At 68.4% G+C, this 20946-nt stretch carries 12 protein-coding genes and 1 pseudogene; 3 read left to right on the top strand and 10 right to left on the bottom strand.

Annotated features, from left to right (window positions below):
- From NA4_RS25070 to NA4_RS25035, 8 genes and pseudogenes are all read right to left on the bottom strand, one after another.
- A pseudogene (locus NA4_RS25070) lies at window positions 1-822 on the bottom strand (2-nitropropane dioxygenase); the annotation flags it as partial.
- Window positions 819-1013, bottom strand: coding sequence for a hypothetical protein (locus NA4_RS25065; protein WP_067474800.1), 195 nt, complete (start codon window positions 1011-1013; stop codon window positions 819-821). The pseudogene NA4_RS25070 and the gene NA4_RS25065, both read right to left, overlap by 4 nt.
- Window positions 1013-3511 (bottom strand): beta-hydroxydecanoyl-ACP dehydratase, encoded by a 2499-nt coding sequence (locus NA4_RS25060; protein ID WP_245671581.1) that lies wholly within the window; start codon window positions 3509-3511, stop codon window positions 1013-1015. Before NA4_RS25060 ends, NA4_RS25065 begins: the two co-directional genes overlap by 1 nt.
- The gene (locus NA4_RS25055; protein ID WP_067474798.1) at window positions 3508-10383 is read right to left on the bottom strand and encodes a type I polyketide synthase; all 6876 of its coding nucleotides are present in this window, start codon (window positions 10381-10383) and stop codon (window positions 3508-3510) included. The genes NA4_RS25060 and NA4_RS25055 overlap by 4 nt, the downstream gene beginning before the upstream one ends.
- A 28-nt stretch (window positions 10384-10411) precedes the next feature.
- The gene (locus NA4_RS25050; protein WP_067474794.1) at window positions 10412-11017 is read right to left on the bottom strand and encodes an SGNH/GDSL hydrolase family protein; all 606 of its coding nucleotides are present in this window, start codon (window positions 11015-11017) and stop codon (window positions 10412-10414) included.
- Window positions 11014-12273, bottom strand: a complete 1260-nt coding sequence (locus NA4_RS25045) for an NAD(P)/FAD-dependent oxidoreductase (protein ID WP_245671583.1) — start codon at window positions 12271-12273, stop codon at window positions 11014-11016. Before NA4_RS25045 ends, NA4_RS25050 begins: the two co-directional genes overlap by 4 nt.
- Window positions 12274-12369: 96 nt before the next feature.
- Window positions 12370-14061 carry an AMP-dependent synthetase/ligase gene (locus NA4_RS25040; RefSeq protein ID WP_245671580.1) on the bottom strand — a complete coding sequence of 564 codons (1692 nt, stop codon included), beginning with the start codon at window positions 14059-14061 and terminating at the stop codon, window positions 12370-12372.
- 88 nt (window positions 14062-14149) lie between these two features.
- Complete coding sequence (locus NA4_RS25035; RefSeq protein ID WP_067474777.1) at window positions 14150-15082, bottom strand: LysR family transcriptional regulator; 933 nt, start codon at window positions 15080-15082, stop codon at window positions 14150-14152.
- Between the two features lie 348 nt (window positions 15083-15430).
- On the opposite strand from NA4_RS25035, the gene NA4_RS25030 reads away from it, so the two are divergent.
- The gene (locus tag NA4_RS25030; RefSeq protein ID WP_067474775.1) at window positions 15431-16291 is read left to right on the top strand and encodes a haloalkane dehalogenase; all 861 of its coding nucleotides are present in this window, start codon (window positions 15431-15433) and stop codon (window positions 16289-16291) included.
- Between the two features lie 521 nt (window positions 16292-16812).
- Here NA4_RS25030 and NA4_RS25025 read toward each other — a convergent pair.
- Complete coding sequence (locus NA4_RS25025) at window positions 16813-17289, bottom strand: NUDIX hydrolase (protein WP_067474773.1); 477 nt, start codon at window positions 17287-17289, stop codon at window positions 16813-16815.
- Between the two features lie 91 nt (window positions 17290-17380).
- Between NA4_RS25025 and NA4_RS25020 the strand changes: the two genes are divergently transcribed.
- Window positions 17381-18178: a GntR family transcriptional regulator gene (locus NA4_RS25020; RefSeq protein ID WP_067474771.1), complete on the top strand. Its 798-nt coding sequence runs from the start codon at window positions 17381-17383 to the stop codon at window positions 18176-18178.
- A 396-nt stretch (window positions 18179-18574) separates the two neighbouring features.
- Window positions 18575-19393: an alpha/beta hydrolase gene (locus NA4_RS25015; protein WP_067474768.1), complete on the top strand. Its 819-nt coding sequence runs from the start codon at window positions 18575-18577 to the stop codon at window positions 19391-19393.
- On the opposite strand, the gene NA4_RS25010 is transcribed toward NA4_RS25015, so the two are convergent.
- Window positions 19382-20635 carry an NsdA family TPR-like regulatory protein gene (locus NA4_RS25010; RefSeq protein WP_245671582.1) on the bottom strand — a complete coding sequence of 418 codons (1254 nt, stop codon included), beginning with the start codon at window positions 20633-20635 and terminating at the stop codon, window positions 19382-19384. The genes NA4_RS25015 and NA4_RS25010 overlap by 12 nt on opposite strands.
- Window positions 20636-20946 lie beyond the last annotated feature (311 nt).

Here is a 20946-nt window from a genome sequence, read left to right as displayed (position 1 = left end):
CACGGTGCGGGCCAGGCGGTCCCGCGTCGCGATCAGCTCCGGCAGCAGCACCACCAGCGGCCTGCGATCGGTGTGCCCGCCGGAGTCGGCTTCGGCGGTGATGTCGTCGGCCATCGGAACCTGTTCGGCGAGACGGGCCTGCTCCGGCGTCAGCTCACCGGATTCGACCAATCCGCGCAGCAGCCGCGCGGGGGCCGGACGCAGGAACAACTCGGCCACCTCGACCCGGGAGACCTTGGCGATCAACCGGTTCCGTATCTCGATGCGGCCCTGCCGGTCGACGGCGAGTCCCATGGCGCGGTAGCGCACGACCGCACCGGTGAGATCCATGAACGCCGACGCTTCCACGCACCGGACCTGATGACGCAGGCACGCGTCCACGATCGCGCGCTCCAATGCGGACTCGGATGGACTGTGGATCAGGTTGCACGCGAAGGGTTTTCCCACCAGCGTGCGGCTCAAGTCGGCCAAGGCCGCGTCGACCGCGGTGGGTGGCACGCCCGCGGCACCGTAGGAGGCGAGATATCCCGCCTGTGCCATCGCTGAGACCAATGCGGGCGAGGCGATTCCGTTGGCCATGGCACCGGCGGCATATGCCGCGCGCGCACCGTGGGCTGCGGCGAAGCGCCGGTCACCCAACTGCTCCGGCGGCAGTGGCGCGACCGCGGCCAGGACATCGGCGTGTGCCGCGATCCGCTCGTCGGATGTCGCGCCGACCCGGCCCTCGTGGCGCACTATCCAGCACGGGCGCGTCAGGTCCAGCAGCACGGCGGTGATGTCGTCGGCGGTCTGGGCGACCGCGCTGATCCGGGACGTGGTCATCGCCGCTTCCTCCGCCCGCCGAATTCGGCCACCGGGCCGAGCAGTCCGTCGGCGAGTTCCGCTGTCCGCTCATCGAGTGCTCCGACCATCCGGCCGTCGTGACGCGCAATCCGGCACGGGCGGGTGAGGTACGGTACGGCCGTGAGGTCGTCGGCGGTCTGGGCGGCGACGCTGATCAGGGTCGTGGTCATCAGCTTTCCTTCCGTTCGCCGAGTTCGACCGCGAGGTCGAGCAATTCGTAGATGCGCAGTCCTGGCTTCCACAACGAGCCGTCGGCGATCACGGTGATGCCATCCGGTCCGCGACGCACCTCCTTGATGTGCGCTTCGAGCTCGACAGTGCCGTCGGTGGGCAGGAACTGCCCGCGGTAGCGCCAGCGGAACGGGATATCGGCGGGGATGCGGAAGACCGGATCGCCGATCGTGTCGGCGAATCCGGCGTCGATCATCCACTCCTGGATCGCGTGGATCACCGATTCCACTCCGAGCGACCCCGGGATCACCGGGTCGAGGTGGAAGTGTCGTGTGAAGTACCAGTCCGACGGGTCGATCTCGCGCAGCGAATGCAGATATCCCGCTTCGTATCTGCCGCCGCCGTCGACCACGTCGACCCGGTCGATCAGCGCGAGCGTGTTCCGGGCGCACAGCCTGGCGTTCGGGTCGGCGCGCCGGCCGGCGACGTCGATGGTGCGTACCCGCGCGCCGGGGTTGTCCGCCAGCCAGGTCGGCGCCGCGCGGCCCGCGTCCAGGCCGGTCTGGTTGGCCAGGGCTTGGTCGCTGAAGTAGCCGAACATCGTCTCGCCGGTGTAGAACGGTTCGCCGTCCACGCTGAGCGTGTAGTCGAAGGTCTGCAGCGACGAACCGGGCAGGATGGTGGTCGACAGCAGCCGGGACGACTGGTGGATCGTCTTGTCCCGCAGATCGGTCCGCCGCAGCACGGTGGCGGTGCCGCCGAGGTTGCGCAGGCTCAGCGTGGTGCCCGGCTGGGTGAGCGTGGGTCCCGCGTAGTAGCCCATCAGCAGCGCCGCCTGGAGTGAGGTCTCCATGTAGACGAAGTGCGGCATGGACTCGTTGGCGGTGTCGGCGTAGTACCAGGAGTCGGCGGGCGAATCGTATTCGGTGGTGTAGGCGGCTCCGTCCAGCTGACCGCGGCTGCCATCGAAGTCGAGCACCCGGTCGACAAGCAGCAGGCCGCCGGTCGGCAGCCTGGTTGCTCGCACGCCGGTGTAGGGGGCGAATTCCGGGCCCATGGCGATGGCCTGGTCACCGCGGGCGAGATGAGTCATATGGAACTCGTTGAGCAGCAGGTTTTCCGAAACCTGACCCGGACCGACACCGCTGCCAGGGCGTTCGGACACTGTGATCGTGACGTTGATTTCGCCGTGCGCGCCGGTCACGACCGCCGTCCCTGTGACGTGCGGTCGCGGCACCAGGTCGAGAGCGGTCACGGTCAGTGTGATCGTGCCGGACCCGGTCCCCGCCACGGCCCCGGTGCACTCGGCGACGAGCGAACTACCCGACAGCACCAGCGGCATGCCGAGATACAGGGCAAACACCTCGGCGGCCTGAACCGCTGCGGCGCGCGAGTCACCCTGGAAGCGTGCGGTGACGCTGCCGTTGCCCGTGCCGCCGTACAACGCAATCTCGGTGACCTCGGTGAGGGCGAGCGGCCCTGACGCGGCGATCCGGGCCACCGACTCGACTCCGGGACGCCGGTACGCCGGTCCGAACACGCCGGTCAGGTCGCCCTGGGCGAGGCGGGTCAGGGCGGCTCGATCCAGACGCGTGCGATCGGTGCGGGCCAGCGGCTTGAACGCCGACTCCGCGGCGGCCGCTCCGACAGGTGTTCGCGAGTCGTCGACTGGGGCCGAAAAGAGGGGAGCTTCAACGCCCCGCTTCGGGTCGTCGTCGTGCCGCAAGTGCGGGCGGTCGCCACCGTGTTGCGACCACCGACGCGCCGGTTCGTCATGGAGTGCCTGGAGACCGGTACCGCTGACGGGCGAATCGACCCCAAGGCCGCGTGCAGGCTGGGTCGCGTTAGATTCGGTTGCCGAATCGACCCCGACAGCGCGGCCGGGATCGGTCGCGTTCGGTTCGGTCGCCGCCGTCGTTCGGCGCAGTGCCCGCTGCCACACAGCCCGTTGCATGGCCACCTGCGCGCTCAGCGCCGCCCGGTGCGCCGCGACAACGCCGGAGCGGATCTCGGCGAGCGGACTCGCCGACCGATCGGCCACCGCGATCGGATCGGAGGCCTCCGTGCGCGCCGGAGACGCGAGCGAAGCGCCCTCGGCCTCCAAATAGGCGGGATGTACTGCTGTACTGCGTATTCCGACAGCATCCGCAAGGTGGTCGCGGTGTCCCTGAGTCGCACCGTCGACGCCCGAACCTCGTCGCTGCGGCTGCCCGTCGACGCTCCCCTGCTCGATCTCTGGATAGGCAAGACCTGTTGTTGCACCGTCTGTTACGGCGATCCGGGCGGCGACCGGGCCGCCGACGGCGAGGTTTTCGACGGTCGCGCCGTCGGAGGCGGTGTCGACCGTCCGAGCGTCGCCAAAGGATCCGGAGTACGCGGGGCCGGAATCCACTCGGCGCACAGGCTGACCCTCTCCACTTCCTTGCACCATCGCCGCCGGCGCGGCCGGTGCGGTTACCGGATCGAACGGAACACCGTCGAACTCCAGCGTTGTCATGCCATCCACCGCCTCACCGAGGTCTGGAACTTCTCCGTCAGATCAGGTGTCGTCACCACTGTGACGTCCGAGAAACGTTGCAGCACTGCGCCATCCGCAGTCATCGCGGTGGCGTCGATCCGGGCGTCGAAACGACCGGGCCGCGGGTTGTCCACGATGAGCACGAAAGGCTCGCCCGCGGGCAGCGGCCGGTAGTACTCGACCCGCCCCACACCGAGCGGCAGGCATGCCGTCCCGAGCAACCGGTAGCCGAGCACGGGCGGTCCCTGCAGGATCAGGTCGGCGAGGACCGGGTCGTGCAACCTCCCGGCGTACGCGCCGCGCGCCACCGTGGCGGCGGGTAGTTCGCAGTCGAACACGATCGCGTCGTCGGTGACCGCCCGAATCCGGCGCAGGCCTTGCAGGGCGGGTGCGTGGAACTGGATAGCGTCGCGGTAGATGTCCGTGTCGTCGGCGGGGCCGCCGGGGACCGGGCGGCGCGGCGCGCGCTCCGCGGCGTCGGCGAGCAGGAGTGTCGCCCGGAAGTGGACCGCGTCGTCCCCGCGAACTGTCGCGTGCATCGTGGTGGTCTGCTCACCCGGCACGGGTTCGCCGACCGCATTGCCCCCGCGCGCCGTGGCGTTCTCCCCCGGTGCCAGTTTGAGCTCGAGCTCGTCGACCGGATGGTCGAACACGATCCCCTTGAGCACGTGGAAGTCCCGGACACCGACCACCTCCCGTCCTGGCAGGGCGCGCTCGGCGAGGTTGACCATGGCGCCGAGACCGAAGGTGGCGGGCAGGACGACGTGCTCGCCGATCCGGTGCGCCGCGATGATCGGATCCTCGGTGATCCCGGTGATCGTTCGCCGGGCACGGACAGTCGCCGTCCCGATACCCGTGTCCGACAGCGACTTCGCAGGTCCGATCAGCACGACGGTGTCCTCGGCGCGGGCGGCGGTGAATTGCTCGGTGAACGCCGCCGCACCGACTTGCGGGTCGAGAAGTTCGACACCGCGGGCGCGGAGGTGTTCCCGGAGGGCGGGCGTCACCATGCCGCCGTCCCATGCACCCCAGTCGATCGCGGTGACATGGCAATTCGGGTGGCTGCGCCGCCAGCTCACCGCGAATCGCGAGAGCGCTTCGTTCGCGGCCGCATAGTCGGCCTGACCGGCATTGCCGAACAGTCCGGCCACCGACGTGAACAACACCAGATGCCGTAGCTCGCCGAGCGCGCCGAGCACCGCGGCGAGTCCGCCGATCTTCGGATCGAGCACCCTGGCGACGGATTCCGCGGTCTTGTCGGTGATCATGGAGTCGGCCAGCACCCCGGCACCGTGCACGACTCCGGTAATGGAGTCGCGCCACGGGGCGATGGCCGCGGCGACCGCTTTCTCGTCGGTTGCGTCGGCGGCGAGGTAGTCGGCGCGCGACCCGAGGGCCGCCAGCGTCTGCAGGACCTCCCGCGTGGCGCGAACCCCGGACACGGCACGCTCGACGTCGCGTGGTGTCGCGCCGGTACCGGCCAGCGCGCGCACCGCGGCGGGCTTGAGCTCCGCGTCGGAAACTCCGGCCGCCCAGTCGGGTTCGGTGCCGAGTTCGGATCGGCCGAGGAGCACGAACCGCGCCTCGCTCCGCGCGGCGAGCGCCAGGACGCAAGTGGCGGTGACACCGCGCGCGCCGCCGGTGACCAGCAGCACGTCGTCGGCGGTGAGCACCGTCGGCTCCTGCTCGGCGCCGGGACGCACCGCGGTGACCGATCGTGCGGGTGCGTGCCCGCTCGGCACCAGGGTCCTCCGCACGCCCGCCGCGTCGATGCCGACCTCGTTGATGTCGCGGGCCGGGTCGAGCAACTCGGCCGTCACGAGTTCGGCGAGCTGAGCAGGCGGGCAGGAGGGAGCGATGTCGAGCGCCCGGCTGAACAGCTCGGGTTGTTCGGCCGCAAGGGTTTTCACCACTCCACCGACACCGCCGAGCAGGGCATGCACCGGCTCGGCGCCGAGGAAGCCGAGTCCGCCGTCGAGCCGCGTCACCGTCACGAAGGCTGCCCGCCCCAGCGCGCGCCGCAGCAGCGGTACGGCGCGACCGGCCAGGAGGATGCAATCGGTCAGCGACCGCCGGGCCGACACCCAGTCCGCGGACCCACCGACCAGGACGAGGCACAGGTCGATCGGTTCGCCGTCGGTGTCGACATCGACCGAATCCACGTAGCGGACCGTCCAACCCAGCCCGTCCAGCGCCGCGCCGAGCGCGGCCGAGTCGGCGTCTTGCTCGCCGGTCAGGTCGACGAGCACGGCCCGGGCCCCGGCACGGTAGGGCGCGACCGCTCGATCCGGCGACGGCAAGGAGACGAGTTCGACGGCATGCCGCGACGTTCCCGCCGCGGCCTCAGCTTTTGGGTGGACATCACCGCCCGCGGCACCGGCGAGTTCCAGCACGATCTGATCCAGTGTGCGCAGCGTGCCCAGCTGCTCCGGACCCAGGCTCGGTAGGTTCGGAAACCGCTCCTGCAAGGCGCCGATCACCTGCACCCGCTTGATCGAGTCCACACCGAGATCGGCCTCCAGATCCATCGACGGATCCACCATCTCCACCGGATAACCCGTCTTCTCCGCGACCACCTCCAGCAGCGCACGCCGCAAGGCCTCGTCGGATACTCGGTCATCCGCGCCGGTGCCGTTCGTCGCCATGGCAGAGGTGCCGGTCGGCGCACCGCCGGACGCGCCCAGCAGCTCGGCGACCTGATCCAGCGTGCGCAGCGTGCCGAGTTGCTCCGGACCTAGGCTCGGTAGGTTCGGGAACCGCTCCTGCAGCGCGCCGATCACCTGCACCCGCTTGATCGAGTCCACACCGAGATCCGCTTCCAGATCCATCGACGGATCCACCATCTCCACCGGGTAGCCGGTCTTCTCCGCAACCACCTCCTGCAACGCACGTCGCAACAGATCACTCGACACCTGGCCGTCGGCGGCGGCGTTGCCGTTCGAGGCGGCAGGCGTTTGCACCGTTTCAGTGGTCGGCGCGCCGCCGAGCAGATCGGCGACCTGGTCCAGCGTGCGTACCGTGCCCAGCTGTTCAGGTCCGAGGTTCGGCAGCTGCGGGAACCGTTCCTGCACCGCGCCGATCACCTGCACCCGCTTGATCGAGTCCACACCGAGATCGGCCTCGAGATCCATCGACGGATCCACCATCTCCACCGGATAACCCGTCTTCTCGGCGACCACCTCGCGCAACGCCCGCCGCAACTCCGCACTCGACACCTGACCGTTTCCCGCGGGGGTCTCGGCCGGGACGCCCGCCGCGCGCCCGTTCGTCACGGCTTCCGGAGTGGCCGGTACCGCAACGGCTTCCGCCGCGGACACGGCACGGTGGTCATCCACGACCATGGCCGTGGCGAGGGGACGGCGCACAGGTGCGGGCTCGATCGCCGCACGCGGCGCGGGCGCGGCCGGGCGCGTGACCTGCGTCGAAGGCCGCGAAACGGGAGCGAATCCGCTTTCCAGCTCCACCAGCTGGGCCAGCACCTCACTCGCACGCGCATGGCTGTGGCTGATCGCGACGCCGTGCTCCTTGACCGCTTCGATGGCGCGGACCGTAGCTGCGTCCAACCGGCCGTCGCCGAGCGCGCCGGCCAGGCCGCGGGCCATGTCAAGCTGGCCGTCGAGGAACTGACGGTGGGTGTGCAGATGCTGCAGGAGCGCGCTCTCCAGCGCGTCCGAACCGGCGTCGCCGGTCTGCGATGTGGGATACACGGTGGTCTCCGATGCTGCGATGAAAGCGGTTGGGCCGCTATGGTGTTCGGCCGCGCGATGGTGATCGACAGCGGCCGGCCCGGCCAGGTACTCGGCGGCGGGCCGGTGATCGACAGCGGCCGGGCCGACCGGGTACTCGGCGGCGGGCTGGTGATCGACAGCAGTCTGCCCGGCCGGGTACTCGGCGGCGCGCTCGTGATCGACAGCGGTCGGCCCGGCCAGGTACTCGGCGGCGGGCTGAGCGGTCGGCCCGGCCGGGTTTTCGGCGGCGGGTTGGTGATCGACCACGCTGTCGACCGGAGCGGCGGAAGCCGCCAGGACACTGAGCCGGTATTCGTCGTCGAGCGCGTCGGTGTATGCGGCGCGACGCGTCTCGGGCACGTATTCGGGCGCCGACAGCGTCACCGTCATCGCGCGGCCGGAGACCTGGGCCTCCGGCGCGGGGGCGGCGTGGCGGTTGATGCCATGCAGGCCGAAGCCGAGCACGGTCAGGCGTACCGCCGCGCGGGTCAAGGCGAGATCGCTGTCGCCGATCGGGCCGGAATCGGTGGCGATGACGACGACGTCGTCGCCGAGGGTGCGCCGCACCAGCGAGGTCAGCACCTGCTTCGGCCCGAACTCCACGAACACGGTGCAGCCCGAGTCGCGCATCGCGGTGAGCGCCGCGACGAATTCGACCGGCTTGCCGAGCTGTTCGGTCAGCACGGCCCGGTTGGCCGCGACATCGCCGCTGTAGCGGGCGTCGGGCGTATTGGCGAAGACCGGCGCGTCCGGCGCGCCGATGTGCACCTCGGCGACCGCGGGCGCGAACGCCGCGGTGGCGTGGGCGACATAAGGCGTGTGGAACGCCCCGGAGACCGGCAGAGCGCGCGTGGCCACCCCGCGCTCCGCGCAGCGGGCCACAACGGCGGCGATCCCCTCCGGCCCGCCGCCGACGACAACCTGGTCGGGCGCGTTGTGATTGCAGATCCACACGTCGTCGACGCCGTCGAGCAGTTCCTCTGCGGTCTGCCTGGACGCGCCGAGCGCCGCCATGGTGCCCGCCTCGACCCCCTCCTCAGGTGTCATGGCCACGCCCCGCGCCCGGGCCAGTGCGTAGAAGTCCGCGGTGGCCAGCGCGCCGGAAGCCCACAGCGCGGTCAGTTCACCGAAGCTGTGCCCGAGATAGCCGTCGGCGCGGAAGCCGAACTCCGACAACGCCGCGAACTGCCCCGCCGATAGCGCGCCGATCGCGGGCTGGGCGAACTCGGTGCGGCGCAAGGCCTCTTCCTGCTGCGCCACGACGGCGTCGTCGAACGCGGGCGGCGGGAAGACCACCGACGACAGCCGCACTGGCGCGCCCGCGAAAGCGTCATTGGCCGCATCGAACGCCGTGCCGACGGCCGGATTGTTCAGCGCCGCCTCCAGACCCATGTCGACGTACTGGCTGCCCTGCCCGGCGAACAGCGCGCCGACCTTGCGATCAGGGAGCGCGGCCGCCCGGAAGTACACGCCTTCGGGGTGGTCCCAGCCCGGAGCCTCGGGGTTGCGGACGAGTTCATCCACCGCGAGCGAGCGCAGGTGCGCGGCGTTCTCCTCGTCGACCGACACGAACCCGATGCGCGCGTGATGCTCCGGTATCTCACCGCCGTCGCTGGGCGCCACACTGCGCACCGCGTCGATCAGACCCGCGACGTCCGCGGCGTGCCACAGATGCGCACGTGCCGTCCGGTGCAGCACCGGGTGCGCACCACGATCGGCGTCCGCCTCCTCGAGCACGACGTGAAAGTTGGTGCCGCCGAACCCGAATGCCGACGCCGCGGCCCGTCGCACCGGCCGCTGCGGGTCGCGGATCCAGGGCCGGGTGCGCGTGTTCACGTAGTACGGCGCGTCCGCGGCGGCGATCTCGGCGTTGGGCGCGGACACGTTGATGGTGCCGGGCAGCACTTTCTGGTGCAGCGCCAGCGCCAGTTTCATCAGGCTCGCGGTGCCCGCGGCGCCCTTGGTGTGCCCGATTTGCGACTTCACGCTGCCCAGCGCGGCGAACGCGGGCTCAGAGGTCGCGTCGCTGAGCAGTTCCTTGAGCGCGGTGAGCTCGGTCTTGTCGCCGACGGGCGTGCCGGTGGCGTGCGCCTCGATGAGCGCGACGTCGGCGGGCGAGACCTCGGCGTCGGCGTAGGCCCGGTCCAGCGCGACGCGCTGGCCGCCCGCACGGGGGGCGTAGATGCTCTTGGCGCGACCGTCGCTGGAGGAACCGAGACCGCGGATGACGGCGTAGATCCGGTTGCCGTCGCGGCGCGCGTCCGCCAGCCTGCGCAGCGCCAGCATGGTGATGCCCTCACCGAGCAGCGTGCCATTGGCGTCGGCGGAGAACGGGCTGATCCGCCCGCTGGACGACAGCGCACCGACCTTGCTGAAGCACATGTAGATGAAGATCGTGTTCTCGGTGTCCACGCCGCCGGTGATCATCATGTCCGCCCGGCCGTCCTGGAGTTCGGCGATGGCGGTGCGCAGTGCGGCCAGCGAGGCCGCGCAGGCCGCGTCGACGGTGCAGTTGATGCCGCCGAGACCGAGACGGTTGGCCACCCGGCCCGCGGTGATGTTGGCCAGCAGCCCCGGGAACGAGTTCGCCTCCCACGGCGCGAACGCCGCGACGAACCGGTCGGCGATGGCGTCGGCGTCGGTGTCGGACAGACCGACCGAGCGCGCCGCCTCTTTCAGCACCGGCGTGGACAACCGCGCCGCCAGCGGGTGCATGAGCGGCACCGGGCCGGTGGTGCCGAGCACGACGCCGGTGCGGCTGGCGTCGTACCACGTGGAATCCACCGCCCCCGCGTCGCGCAACAGGTCACGTGCGACGCCCAGGCTGAGCGTCTGCATAGTGCTGGTGACCTCGAGCTGGTTGGGCGGCAGCCCGAATTCCAGCGGGTCGAACTCGATGTCGGGCAGGAACGCACCTCGGCGCGAGTAGGTCTTGTCCGGCGTCGCGGGGTCCGGGTCGAAGTAGTCGTCCAGGCTCCAGCGCGACGCGGGGACCTCGGCAGTGCAGTCCACGCCGTCGACGATGTTCTGCCAGTACTCTCGATGGTTGTGCGCGTTGGGCAGCAGTCCGGACATGCCGACGATGGCGATCGGGTTGCGCGCCAGGCGTCTGTCGTCTGTCACGAAATTTCCTCTCGAACCGGGTGGAAGATCAAGCGGCGACGGTGGTCGCGGTGCTCGACGCGATCAGCTCGGCGGCACCCGCCGCGAACAGGCGGTGGCCGAGCGAACTCGGGTGCAGGCCGTCGGCGGTCCATACCTCCGGCCTTTCCCATTCGGGCTGGGCGGCGATGTCGAGCAGTAGCGTGCCGGTGTCGGCGACAACGTCGGCGAGCACCGCGTTGGCGAAGACGAACCGTTCGCGCAGCAGTGCGCGGAAACCGTCCGGCACCGGTAGGCGGGCCGGGATGTCGGGGTAGCTGGCGGTGAAGACCGTCGCACCGCTCGCGCGCAGCGTGCCGAACAGCTCGGCGATATTGCGCGCGAACCGATCCGCGTGGAATTCGCTCACCAGATCGTTCACCCCGACCACGACGCCGTAGAGGCTGGACCGAGCCGAAACTGCCCCGCGCAGTTGTGCTTCCAGCACCGCGCTGGTTGTGGCACCGTGCTCGCCGAAGTTGCGCACCGCCGCGGGTCGCAGGCCGAGCTGGCCGCCGAGACGCGGCACCCAGCCGCGGTAGCCGCCGCCGGGCGCGCAGTCGCCGCGCCCTTCGACGAAGCTGTCGCCCAGCGCGGTCAGCACCGGGGCACTCATGCGGTGACTCCGTCCTTCGTGATGTGCCGGGCCGCCGTGGGGAAGTTCACCTTCTCGTACAGGGCGGCAAGCTCCTCCTCGCCGAAGTACTTGTCCGGCGAGTAGATTCCGGCGATCAGCCCGAAGAAGTTCTTGATGTAGTCGGCGTCCATCGATGTCGCGCGGAACACCGAGTCGTAGTACGGGGTCAGCGAGAGCTCCGAAATGCTCTGGGTCAGTTCGTAAGTGCTCGCGCTCTGCGCGTCGCGCTCGCGCTGGTACTCGGCCATCACCTCGTCCATTGGCCGGGCGCAGGACAAACCTTCATCCACGAGATCAGCGAGCAGCTGCGCGTACTTGAACGCGTCGGTGATGCCCCAGCCGGTGAACGGGTCCTTGTGGTAGGCGGCGTCGCCGACCAGCGCCCAGCCGGGGCCGTAGGACTGACGGCGGTAGTTGTCCGGGTACAGCATCGGGCGGAACTGCTCCACCCGCTTGCCGGTATCGCGCAGCCGCGCACCGATTTCCGGGTCGATCTGCGTCACGATCTCCTGCACGCCGGCGTCCGGGTCGGCGCGGAACTCACGGAACCGGTCCCGCTTGCGCATGACCGCGACCAGCGCGAGCCCGTCGTTGGTCGGCCAGGACGCGAACTGCTGCTCGCCGAAACCGGTGCGGTGGTGCATGCCCCAGTCCACGCCCTCGTAGTAGGAGTAGTAGATGAAGCACGCCGCTGGCGAGCCCTCGTACTCCTGCGCGCCGACCGCCTTGGCCACCATCGAGTTCGAGCCGTCGGCGCCGACCACCAACTTCGCGCGGAACTCCTGTTCGGCGCCGTCGCCGACCGCGCCGCGGATGCCGGCCACACGGTCGCCGTCGAACACCAGCTCGGAGACGGTGAATCCCTGGATGACCTCCACACCGGCGTTGCCCGCGGCCTCGACCAGGATCTTGTCCAGCACCGTGCGGCGCGGGCAGTAGACGGCGTCGATGCCGTCGGCGGACGGGTCGGCCATGCCGTTGATGACGATGTCGGTGTAGGAGAAGTTCAGGTGCCGGATCGGCGGGCACCCGGTGGCGACGACCTCGTCCAGCAGGCCCCAGGACTTCAGGAAGCCGAGCCCGGCCTGGTGGATGTAGTGGGTCGACGGGGTGTCGCTGGGGAAGCTCGCGCGGTCGACGGCGAGCACCTGGTAGCCCTTCCTGGCGAGCAGCATGGCCAGGGGGGAGCCCGCGACCCGGGTTCCGACAACGATGACGTCGTACATTGTTCGCATCACTTTCCGGTAGTCGAATTCCGATTTCGAGTCTGTGGCCGCCGCGCGCGGACAACCACCGCGGCGGGCCGTGATTCATCGGCCGATCGGCCGCGGCTATCGTGCGGGTCGCGGCGCCGAATACAGCAGTTCGATATCCGCCGCATATGCGTCGGCGATCGCGGCGCGGCGCAGTTTTCGTGACGAAGTCGACAATCCGTCTTCGACCGTGAAATCACCGTCCACGACCCGGAATGCGCGAATCGATTCCGCGCGGGAGACGAGAGAATTCGCGTCGTCGACGGCGGATTGGATGGCGGCGGTGAGATCGCCGTCCGGTTCGGCGGCGCGCCAGCGTTCCACCTGCACCGGGTCCAGGGTCACCAGCGCGGCGACGAAGTCGCGGCCGTCGCCGAGCACCATGCAGTTGGACACCAACGGATGCAGCCGGATTCGGTCTTCCAGCGGTGTCGGGGCGACGTTCTTGCCGCCGGAGGTCACCAGGATCTCCTTCTTGCGGCCGGTGATCCGCAGGAAGCCGTCGTCGTCGAGTTCCCCGATGTCGCCGGTGTGCAGCCAGCCTTCCGCGTCCACCACCGTCTGGCCTGCGGCCGCGCCCCAATAGCCCGGCGAGACGTGCGGGCCCCCGACCAGCACCTCACCGTCTTCCTCGGCGATAGCCACCGACGTGCCCGGGATCGGCCTGCCGACCGTGCCCAGCTGGTTGGTCTCCGGGGCGCTGACCGTCACGGCGGTGGCGGCTTCGGTGAGCCCGTAGCAGTTCAGCAGCACCACGCCGAAGGCCGCGTAGAACCCGACGGTCGAGTCGTCCAGCGAGGCGCCGCCGGAGATGACGTATCTGAGCTCGCCGCCGAGCGCGGCCGCCACCGGGTGCGGCACGGGGTCCGGTGTCTTCCGCGCGCGCATCAGGTCGAGACCGCGCTCGACCGCTTCCCGCTCCTCGGCCTCGCTGAGCAGGGTGCGGCAATACTTGCGGATCTTCTCCATGCCGTACGGGATCATGGCCAGGAAGGTCGGCTTCAGCGTCGGCAGCACGGGCACCAGGTCCGGTATGCCCGGCAGCAGGTGGGTGCGGCTGCCGCCGAACAGGCAGGCGAACAGGATGGTCTGGCCGAACACGTGCGACAGCGGCAGGGCCAGAACGGTGGTCCCGTCGAACACATCCCCGGTCTGACGGACCGTGTTGGCCGAGGACACGAACATGTTGCGGTGGGTGATCAGGCATCCCTTGGACACACCCGTGGTGCCGCTGGTGTACACGATCATCGCCAGGTCGTTGGGCCGCACGACGTCGATGCGGTCTTGCAGTCCCGGATCGACCTGTCCGGCAGCCCATTCCGTGATATTCGCGAAGGTCCAGACCTCCCCCGCGCCCGCGGCGCGCAGCCGTTCGGCGTCTTCGGCGCTCTCGGCGGCGAAATGGGCGCTGCCGCTGTCGCGCAGGATGTGCTCGATCTGGCTGTGCGAGGAGGTGGGATACACCGGGACGACCACCGCCCCGATCGCCAGCAGCGCGCAATCCAGCAGCGCCCAGGCCAGGTTGGTGCGGCCGAGCACGGCGACCCGATCGCCTGCCGCGATACCGCGTGCGGCCAGCGCCGAGGCAAGCGCCCTGGCCCGGCGATCGACCTCGGCGCTGGTGAGTCGCGTTCCGTCGGCATCGCACAGCGAAAGCCGATCCGGGTGGTCGGCGGCGGCGCCGGAAATCACCGAGTACAAACTCGCGGTGTCCGAAAGGTCGAATCCATTTTCACTGACCGAGACCGCGGAGACAGACACTGTGTTCACAATGTCGAATTCTGATCGCCGGCACCGAATTACAGGTCTGTCGGTATCGAGTTTCCTACCGCGCGAATGTCATCACCTATCGACGTGGTCAGGCCGACACCGCGCGGGCAATATCGATATGCGCCGGTTCCGGGGAATCGACGCAGTCCAAGAAAAAGTGAACGGCCGGATTCGACTCGTCCGCACGCCACACCGCGTACAAATCCAGGGTCGGCACCGGATCGAACAGTTTCACCGCGACCGAAGCGCTTCCCGGAGCGCCCATGCCCATCGAGATCGCTCGCGGCAGCGAGGCGAACCCGACCAGCGGGCGCACCGAGACCATGTGCGCGGTGGCACCGGGATCGTCGGCGGTGTGCGTGATCGCGAGCGAGATCTTGGTGTCCGCCGCCGCCCGGAAGATGGAGTCGTACATGGCCGGACACTGCTCGCGGGCGAACAGCACGCAGTCCTGGCCCTCCAGTTCGGCGAACGGGACCCCGGGCCGGTCGGCCCACCGGTGCCTGCGCCCGACCACGGCGACAAGCGGCACACGGTGCAGCAGCCGCCGGTACCGGAAGTCGGTCGTGCTCGGATGCCCGTATACGAGAGCCAGATCCAATGACCCGTCGGTGAGCCCCGCCAGCTGCGGGCCGGTGCGCTTCTCCCACAGCGACACCACGATGTCGGGGTGCCGTTCGGTCATCCTGGTGAGCGCCTCCGGCAGCACGTGCCTGCTGGCCGGAAGATTGTAGCCGATAGTGAGGGTGCCCGCCCGCCCTTCGGCGGTCGCCTTCGCGGCCTGAGCCGCGCGGTCGAGCTGCGCCACGATGAGCCGGGCCTGACTCTCGAACTCCCGGCCCGCAGGGGTCAGCTTGACCTCGTGCGAGTTGCGTGCGACCAGTTGCACGCCGAGCGATTTCTCCAGCTTCTGCAGCTGGGCACTGAGACTGGGCTGCGTGAGGTGCAAGCGCTGCGCTGCGCGGCCGAAATGCAGCTCTTCGGCGATTGTGATGAACGAAACCAGATGTCGGAACTCCATGCCGCCGGCTCCTTTTCCGCGTACCGGAAACGGTAGCGGCACCAGGTAACCGAGGATGAACCGGGATCGCACAAACAGTGCTGAGAACTTGGCGGCTGGGTGAACTGCCCCCGTAGCCAGAACCGGTGTGCTATGAGCACCCGTGACCACCCAGAATGCCCGAAACCGCGCCGGAGGGCAAGTCCAGTCGTAGCCTCGGACCATGAGCGCAGATCTCGGGGAACGCTTGCGATCGATTCGTAAGCGCAGCGGTCTGCGGCAGCTCCGATCCGGAGACGGCCATTTCGGTGGAGGCTGCCACGTGCTTCGGGTGTACCAGAGGTAGCCTGGCATCGGAGAGGGGGCCTGATGCTGATCGACTTTGTTCCCGACGGGAGTCTGTATCCTTTCGAGTCGCGCTGGTTCGACTCGTCCGTCGGCCGGGTGCACTACATCGACGAGGGGACCGGACCAGCGATCCTGTTCTGTCATGGCGCTCCGACGTGGAGCTTCCTCTACCGCCACATCGTGAAGGACCTGCGCGACCGGTACCGATGTGTCGCCGTCGACTACCTGGGATTCGGATTGTCCGAACGTCCTGCGGGTTTCGGCTACACCATCGCCGAGCACACCGCGGTCCTCGGCGAGCTGATCGACCACCTGCAGCTCGACGGCTTCGTTCTGATGGGACACGATTGGGGCGGACCCATCGGTCTGGGCGCGGCCACCGCGCACGCGGATCGGGTGCGGGGGATCGTGCTGGGCAACACCTTGTTCTGGCCGACCGAAGCAATGGCTAATCGGGCTTTCAGCATGATCATGAGCAGCCGTCCGATGCAGCGGCGGATACTCGAACAAAATTTCCTGGTCGAGCGCGTCCTGCTCGCAGAACTGGGGCGCAAACTCACCGCGACCGAGGCCGACCACTACCGCGCGGTACAGCCCACCGCGGAAGCCCGGTGCGGACTCGCTGTGATGCCCAAAGAAATTCGCGCCACGCGCCCGCTGCTGGACCAACTCGCCCGGGACGTGCCCGTCCTGCTCGGCGACAAGCCAACCCTGTTGGTGTGGGGAATGCGGGACATGGCGTTCCGTCCGAACTCCTACATCCCACGAATGCGTACCGCCTTCACTGATCTGGACATAGTCGAGCTGCCCCGCGCGCGACACTTCATTCAGGAACACGCACCGGACGCGATCACGGCGGCGATCGCGAAGCGATTCCCGTAAGTACGATCGACGAACGCCACACTGATGCGGTGAAGCTCGACGTTTCTTCCCTGCCCCTCATACGCGGGCCGGGAACCAAGGGGGTACCGTTACTTCTGCGAGCCGAACACCTTGCGCCGCAACGTGTCCACGCCGACGTACTCGCGCGCGAAGCCGTGGCCGACGTCCTACGCTCAGCTCGTCGTGAAGCCGGCGGACGTGACCTGCGCGGCCTCGCGTGGCGGCTCGGGATCGCTCCAGAACTCGCACCGAAGAACTGATCTAACCTGCCCCGTTGTCTTGCTAGGGCAAATACCTTGTGGCCCTGCTCATAACGTCGACATCGGCACCGACGGCGGGGTGAGCGGCCAGGCTCCTCATCCCGGCGCGCTTGGTGCGGCCTGAAGCTAGTTGTGCAGGTGTTGCCGCCGACTGGGTGCAGGAGGCCCCGGCGTCGGGTGCCTACCACGATTGGCGGGGAGGCGCGGGGGATGAACGTGGGCGAGGTTGAGTGCGGCGGTGATCGCTGCGCTCGGCCTCGATCACGGCAGCTTCTTTCCCTGCGTCGTCGATTCGAGTCGACCCGGGTCCGAGTCCATGAGATTGATTCCGTCGTGGCTACGTACCCGCGGCTGGCCCTCTTCGAGGGCGTCCAGGACCCGGATTGCGAATGCGGGCACCATTGCGGCGCGGATTTCGGCTGGCGTCATCCACCTGACCTCGTGTGCCTCATCGGTGGGGTGTGCTGCTCCCTCTTGGGCGGTGCAGCGGAAGACGAGTGCGACGATTCCGCCGGCGAGATTCTTGTACGCGCCGGTGAGCCGGTCGACGCGGACTCTGATTCCCGTTTCCTCGGCGACCTCTCGACGGACTCCATCCTCGAGGCTTTCGCCGAGCTCGAGTACTCCGCCGGGGGCTTCCCAGCGACCGTTGTCCGCGCGGCGTATGACGAGCACGCGATTGTCAGCATCGGTGACGATGCCAGAGACGCTGACCGAATGCTTGGGCAGATCCGCCATCCGTGCTCCCACTGGTTTCGCTGTTCGGGCAGTCCGGTACGGGCACAGCCTAAGCTAGTTGTCTGGGCATATTAGTCGTTGAAGGGGTCCGATGTTCCCACTCGGAGCAGTTGATCGTACTGATCCACGGGCGCCGTACCGTCAGATCGCTGATCTGTTGCGTGAGGCGATCTCGGCGGCTCGGTTGGCCCCCGGCGATCAGTTGCCGTCCGAAGCTGAGCTGATCGGGCACTTCGGTGTGGCGCGAATGACCGTGCGACAGGCCGTGCAGGAGTTGCGGAGCGAGGGGCTGGTGTACGCGCAGCAGGGCCGAGGTGTATTCGTTCGGGCGAATCCGCCGATCCGCCGATTGGCGTCCGATCGGTTCGCTCGCAAGCATCGCGCGGGCGGAAAAGCGGCGTTCACGGTCGAGGCGGAAAAGTCGGGTTTCAGCCCAGCAGTCGATCACATCCAGGTCGGTCGCTCTGCGGCCGGACTATCTGTAGCGGAGCGCTTGCGCGTCGATCCGGGGACCGATGTCGTCGTCCGGACCCGGCGCTACCTTGCCAACGGGCAGCCGGTGGAGATCGCGACCTCCTACATTCCGCTTGCCTTCGCTGCCGGGACGCCGATCGAGCGTCCTGATCCTGGACCGGGCGGCATCTACGCCCGACTCGAGGAGGGCGGGCATGTTCTCAAGCGTTTCACTGAGGAAGTCGGCGCGCGAATGCCCACCCCGGATGAGCGGCGCGAGCTCGAGATCGGTGATCGGACTCCGGTGATCACCCTCGTCCGCACTGCCTACGACACCGATGACGTCGCGGTGGAGATGTGCGACACGATCAAGGTCGCGAGCGCATACCTCGCCGATGTGGAAGAGCGGAAAAAGCGCGGCGAGTACTGGGGATGACCCCGACGGCACAGCCGCCTTCGCCGTGGCCGCCGATGCGCCGGGTGATCGGGATGGCCGAGGTCCACGGACCCGCATACCGGGCTCAATCGTCCGATCGGGCGGCGCGTCGGGCGCGACGATGACCGGAGCGACATACCGAGACACTGGCCGCGCGCTATGGATGGCACCGCCATGGCACCAAGTTTCCTGTTGTAGAACGCACCACGTTGCCCGCCACCTGCGCCCGGAACGGGGCTGAGGGGCCTACACGCGCCCGAATGGCCTCCCAAAACCCCACACGGGGCCTGTCGGGCGACACAGGGCGAAATCCGCGCCGTGGTGCGGATCTGCGCTGTCGTCCTACATTGTGAGCGCCGCCTGGTCGCGGGTGCGCACCTCTGCTTCACTGATCCAGTGCCCTCAGCCAGCGCCACCACCCGAATCCGCACACTCGACGGCCTCCACCTTGCAGCTACCCTCGCCACTCCCGAGCAGCCAGCGGCGCGTGCCGTCCTGCTGGTACACGGCGGGGGCGTCACCCGCGAGGAGGGCGGCTTCTTCGCTCGCCTGGCCGCGGGCCTGGCCGATGTAGGCATCGCCTCGCTCCGCTTCGATCTTCGTGGTCATGGCGAGAGCGAGGGCCGACAAGAGGAGCTGACGCTTTCCACCATCCTGAACGACATCCGCGTCAGTCTGGCGCACCTCCGAGAGGCCACGGGCGCTGACGAGCTGAGCCTCCTGGGTGCGAGCTTCGGCGGTGGCATCTGCGGCTACTACGCCGCCAAGCGCCCGGACGAACTGGCGCGGCTGGTGCTGCTCAATCCGCAGTTCGACTACAAGGAGCGGACCATCGACACCCGGCCGTACTGGACGGACAACGTCATCAACGACGAAGCCGCCCGCGAGCTGAACGAGACTGGTGCCATTCAGTTCACACCGACGCTCAAGCACGGCCGCCCGCTCCTGAACGAAGTGTTCTGGTTGAAGCCGAACGAGGTGCTTGGCGAGATCAAGACGCCGACTCTCATCGTCCACGGTAACGCCGACACGCTGGTGCCGATCGACGGCTCGCGCGCCGCGGTCGCCCAGTTCACCGCACCTGTCGAACTTGTGGAGATCGACGGTTCACAGCACGGCTTCGCCGTCCATGATGATCCGCAATACCTCAATCCCAAGAGCCAGGAATACCAAGCCGAGGTCATCGGCATCGTGGCGCAGTGGCTACGGCATTAGGACGTCGTTGAGCATCCGGACACTCGGCCGGTTGCGCCACGGGTCAAGCGCCCGAACGACCTCCACCACCACATTCATCGTGCGCTCGGATCTGGTCTCCCTGGCGACAGTCACCGCCGTGGCGGCAACGGTCGCTGCTTCATCAGGTTCACCGCCGAGCGCCAGCGCCTTGGCCTGCCGAGCCCCGAACAGGCCGCTGTCGCGCTTGGAGAGGGTGCCGCCCGCCAGCACATCACCGAACAGCTGCACAGCCTGGTGCGGCTTGCCCGCGTCGGTATAACAACAGGCCGAGCGCACGAGCAGCGTGCTCTGATCGAAGTAGGCCCCGAGCGCATCACCATCGGCATCCTCGGCAGCAGATAACAACTGCTGAGCATGGCCGAGATTCTGTTCGACCGCGGCCAGCGGTTCGCCGGTCATAGCAAGGCCCAGCGCTTCCTGCTGTACCACCTCGGCCTGGGCACGGGGCGGGAGTTGCCACGGTCCGGTTCTGGCGGCCTGCGCCAAAGACATCACGGTGCCCGCGTCCTTTGTGTCGTACGCCATTTGGGATTTCTTGAGCAGCACGTAGCCCTGGAGCGGCAAGCTGCCCGCGGCCTGCGCCCACTCCATCGCGCGGTCATACAGGAACGTCGCGGTCAGCGGATCGTGCAGATCTCGGTAGAGCCAGCCCGCAAACTCGGCACCATCAGCCCCGACCTCCAGTAGCTGACGGCGAATCTCGGGCTTGGCATCGCGGCTATGCCGGCGAATGGCCCCGAGCACACCCAGAACCAACGGGAGCGCCGCCGCAGGGCCAAGAGTGCCATCGTCCGCCTTGCATCGGACGAGCTGATGGCGGAAAAAATCCACCACCGGTCCGTCGAAGTAGCGGTGCGCGTTGTCCAGCGCCGCGCCGATGCGTTTCAACTCGTCGGCACTACCTACCGGAGGTGCATCGGCTCCATCCGACGCCAACCAGCGAGCCAGCAGTAGATCATTCTCACCAGCCCCACTAGAGTCGGCTGGCTGCGCTGCCGCCACACCGTCGACGGGCGGTGGCACTTTGAACCACAGCAGGTCGTTCGGGATGCCGAGGATCTGTGCCCACCGCACCAACTTCGAGAGCTGTTCGGGCGCCGGCCCTTTCTCGATGCGGCTGAGCTGCGCCTGGGTCAGTTCGAGCCAATTGGCAACAAGCTCCTGCGGCAGTGGTCGACCGTGGTACGGATGCGTCCGATAGGCGAAGATCACTCGGCCCATGTGCCAGGTCGCGAGGGCATCACGGATCTGGTCGGTATGCCAAAAGTCGCTAGAAACGCTCGGCGGTTGTTGCCGCTCACCGCGAGATGCAGATTCGCAAGGGGCGCAAAGAGGTTCGGGGTTGTAGCGATTCAACCTGGAACCACATCGGGCGCAGTAGCGCTGCTCCTGAAATGCCCGTTTCATGCTCTGTTCCCCTGGGTTCTCTTGGGCGTTGGTGCGCCGTTTGCCCTGGTCGCGTGACCGTACCAGGGCTTTGCATTGGCCGTTATACGTTTCATACATACCGCGTATACCCCCGCGTCGTGGTC

It is taken from the genome of Nocardia amamiensis NBRC 102102, assembly GCF_001612745.1.
GTDB classification, from domain to species: Bacteria; Actinomycetota; Actinomycetes; order Mycobacteriales; family Mycobacteriaceae; genus Nocardia; species Nocardia amamiensis.
Note: the sequence above shows the minus strand (reverse complement) of the source record. Positions and strands in the feature narration are given on the sequence as shown.

Excerpts from the sequence above, each read along its gene's own strand:
- NA4_RS25065 (WP_067474800.1), bottom strand. The coding sequence starts at position 1,013 with ATGACCACGACCCTGATCAGCGTCGCCGCCCAGACCGCCGACGACCTC.
- NA4_RS25060 (WP_245671581.1), bottom strand. The coding sequence starts at position 3,511 with ATGACAACGCTGGAGTTCGACGGTGTTCCGTTCGATCCGGTAACCGCA.
- NA4_RS25050 (WP_067474794.1), bottom strand. The coding sequence starts at position 11,017 with ATGAGTGCCCCGGTGCTGACCGCGCTGGGCGACAGCTTCGTCGAAGGG.
- NA4_RS25045 (WP_245671583.1), bottom strand. The coding sequence starts at position 12,273 with ATGCGAACAATGTACGACGTCATCGTTGTCGGAACCCGGGTCGCGGGC.
- NA4_RS25035 (WP_067474777.1), bottom strand. The coding sequence starts at position 15,082 with ATGGAGTTCCGACATCTGGTTTCGTTCATCACAATCGCCGAAGAGCTG.
- NA4_RS25030 (WP_067474775.1), top strand. The coding sequence starts at position 15,431 with ATGCTGATCGACTTTGTTCCCGACGGGAGTCTGTATCCTTTCGAGTCG.
- NA4_RS25025 (WP_067474773.1), bottom strand. The coding sequence starts at position 17,289 with ATGGCGGATCTGCCCAAGCATTCGGTCAGCGTCTCTGGCATCGTCACC.
- NA4_RS25020 (WP_067474771.1), top strand. The coding sequence starts at position 17,381 with ATGTTCCCACTCGGAGCAGTTGATCGTACTGATCCACGGGCGCCGTAC.
- NA4_RS25010 (WP_245671582.1), bottom strand. The coding sequence starts at position 20,635 with ATGGGCCGAGTGATCTTCGCCTATCGGACGCATCCGTACCACGGTCGA.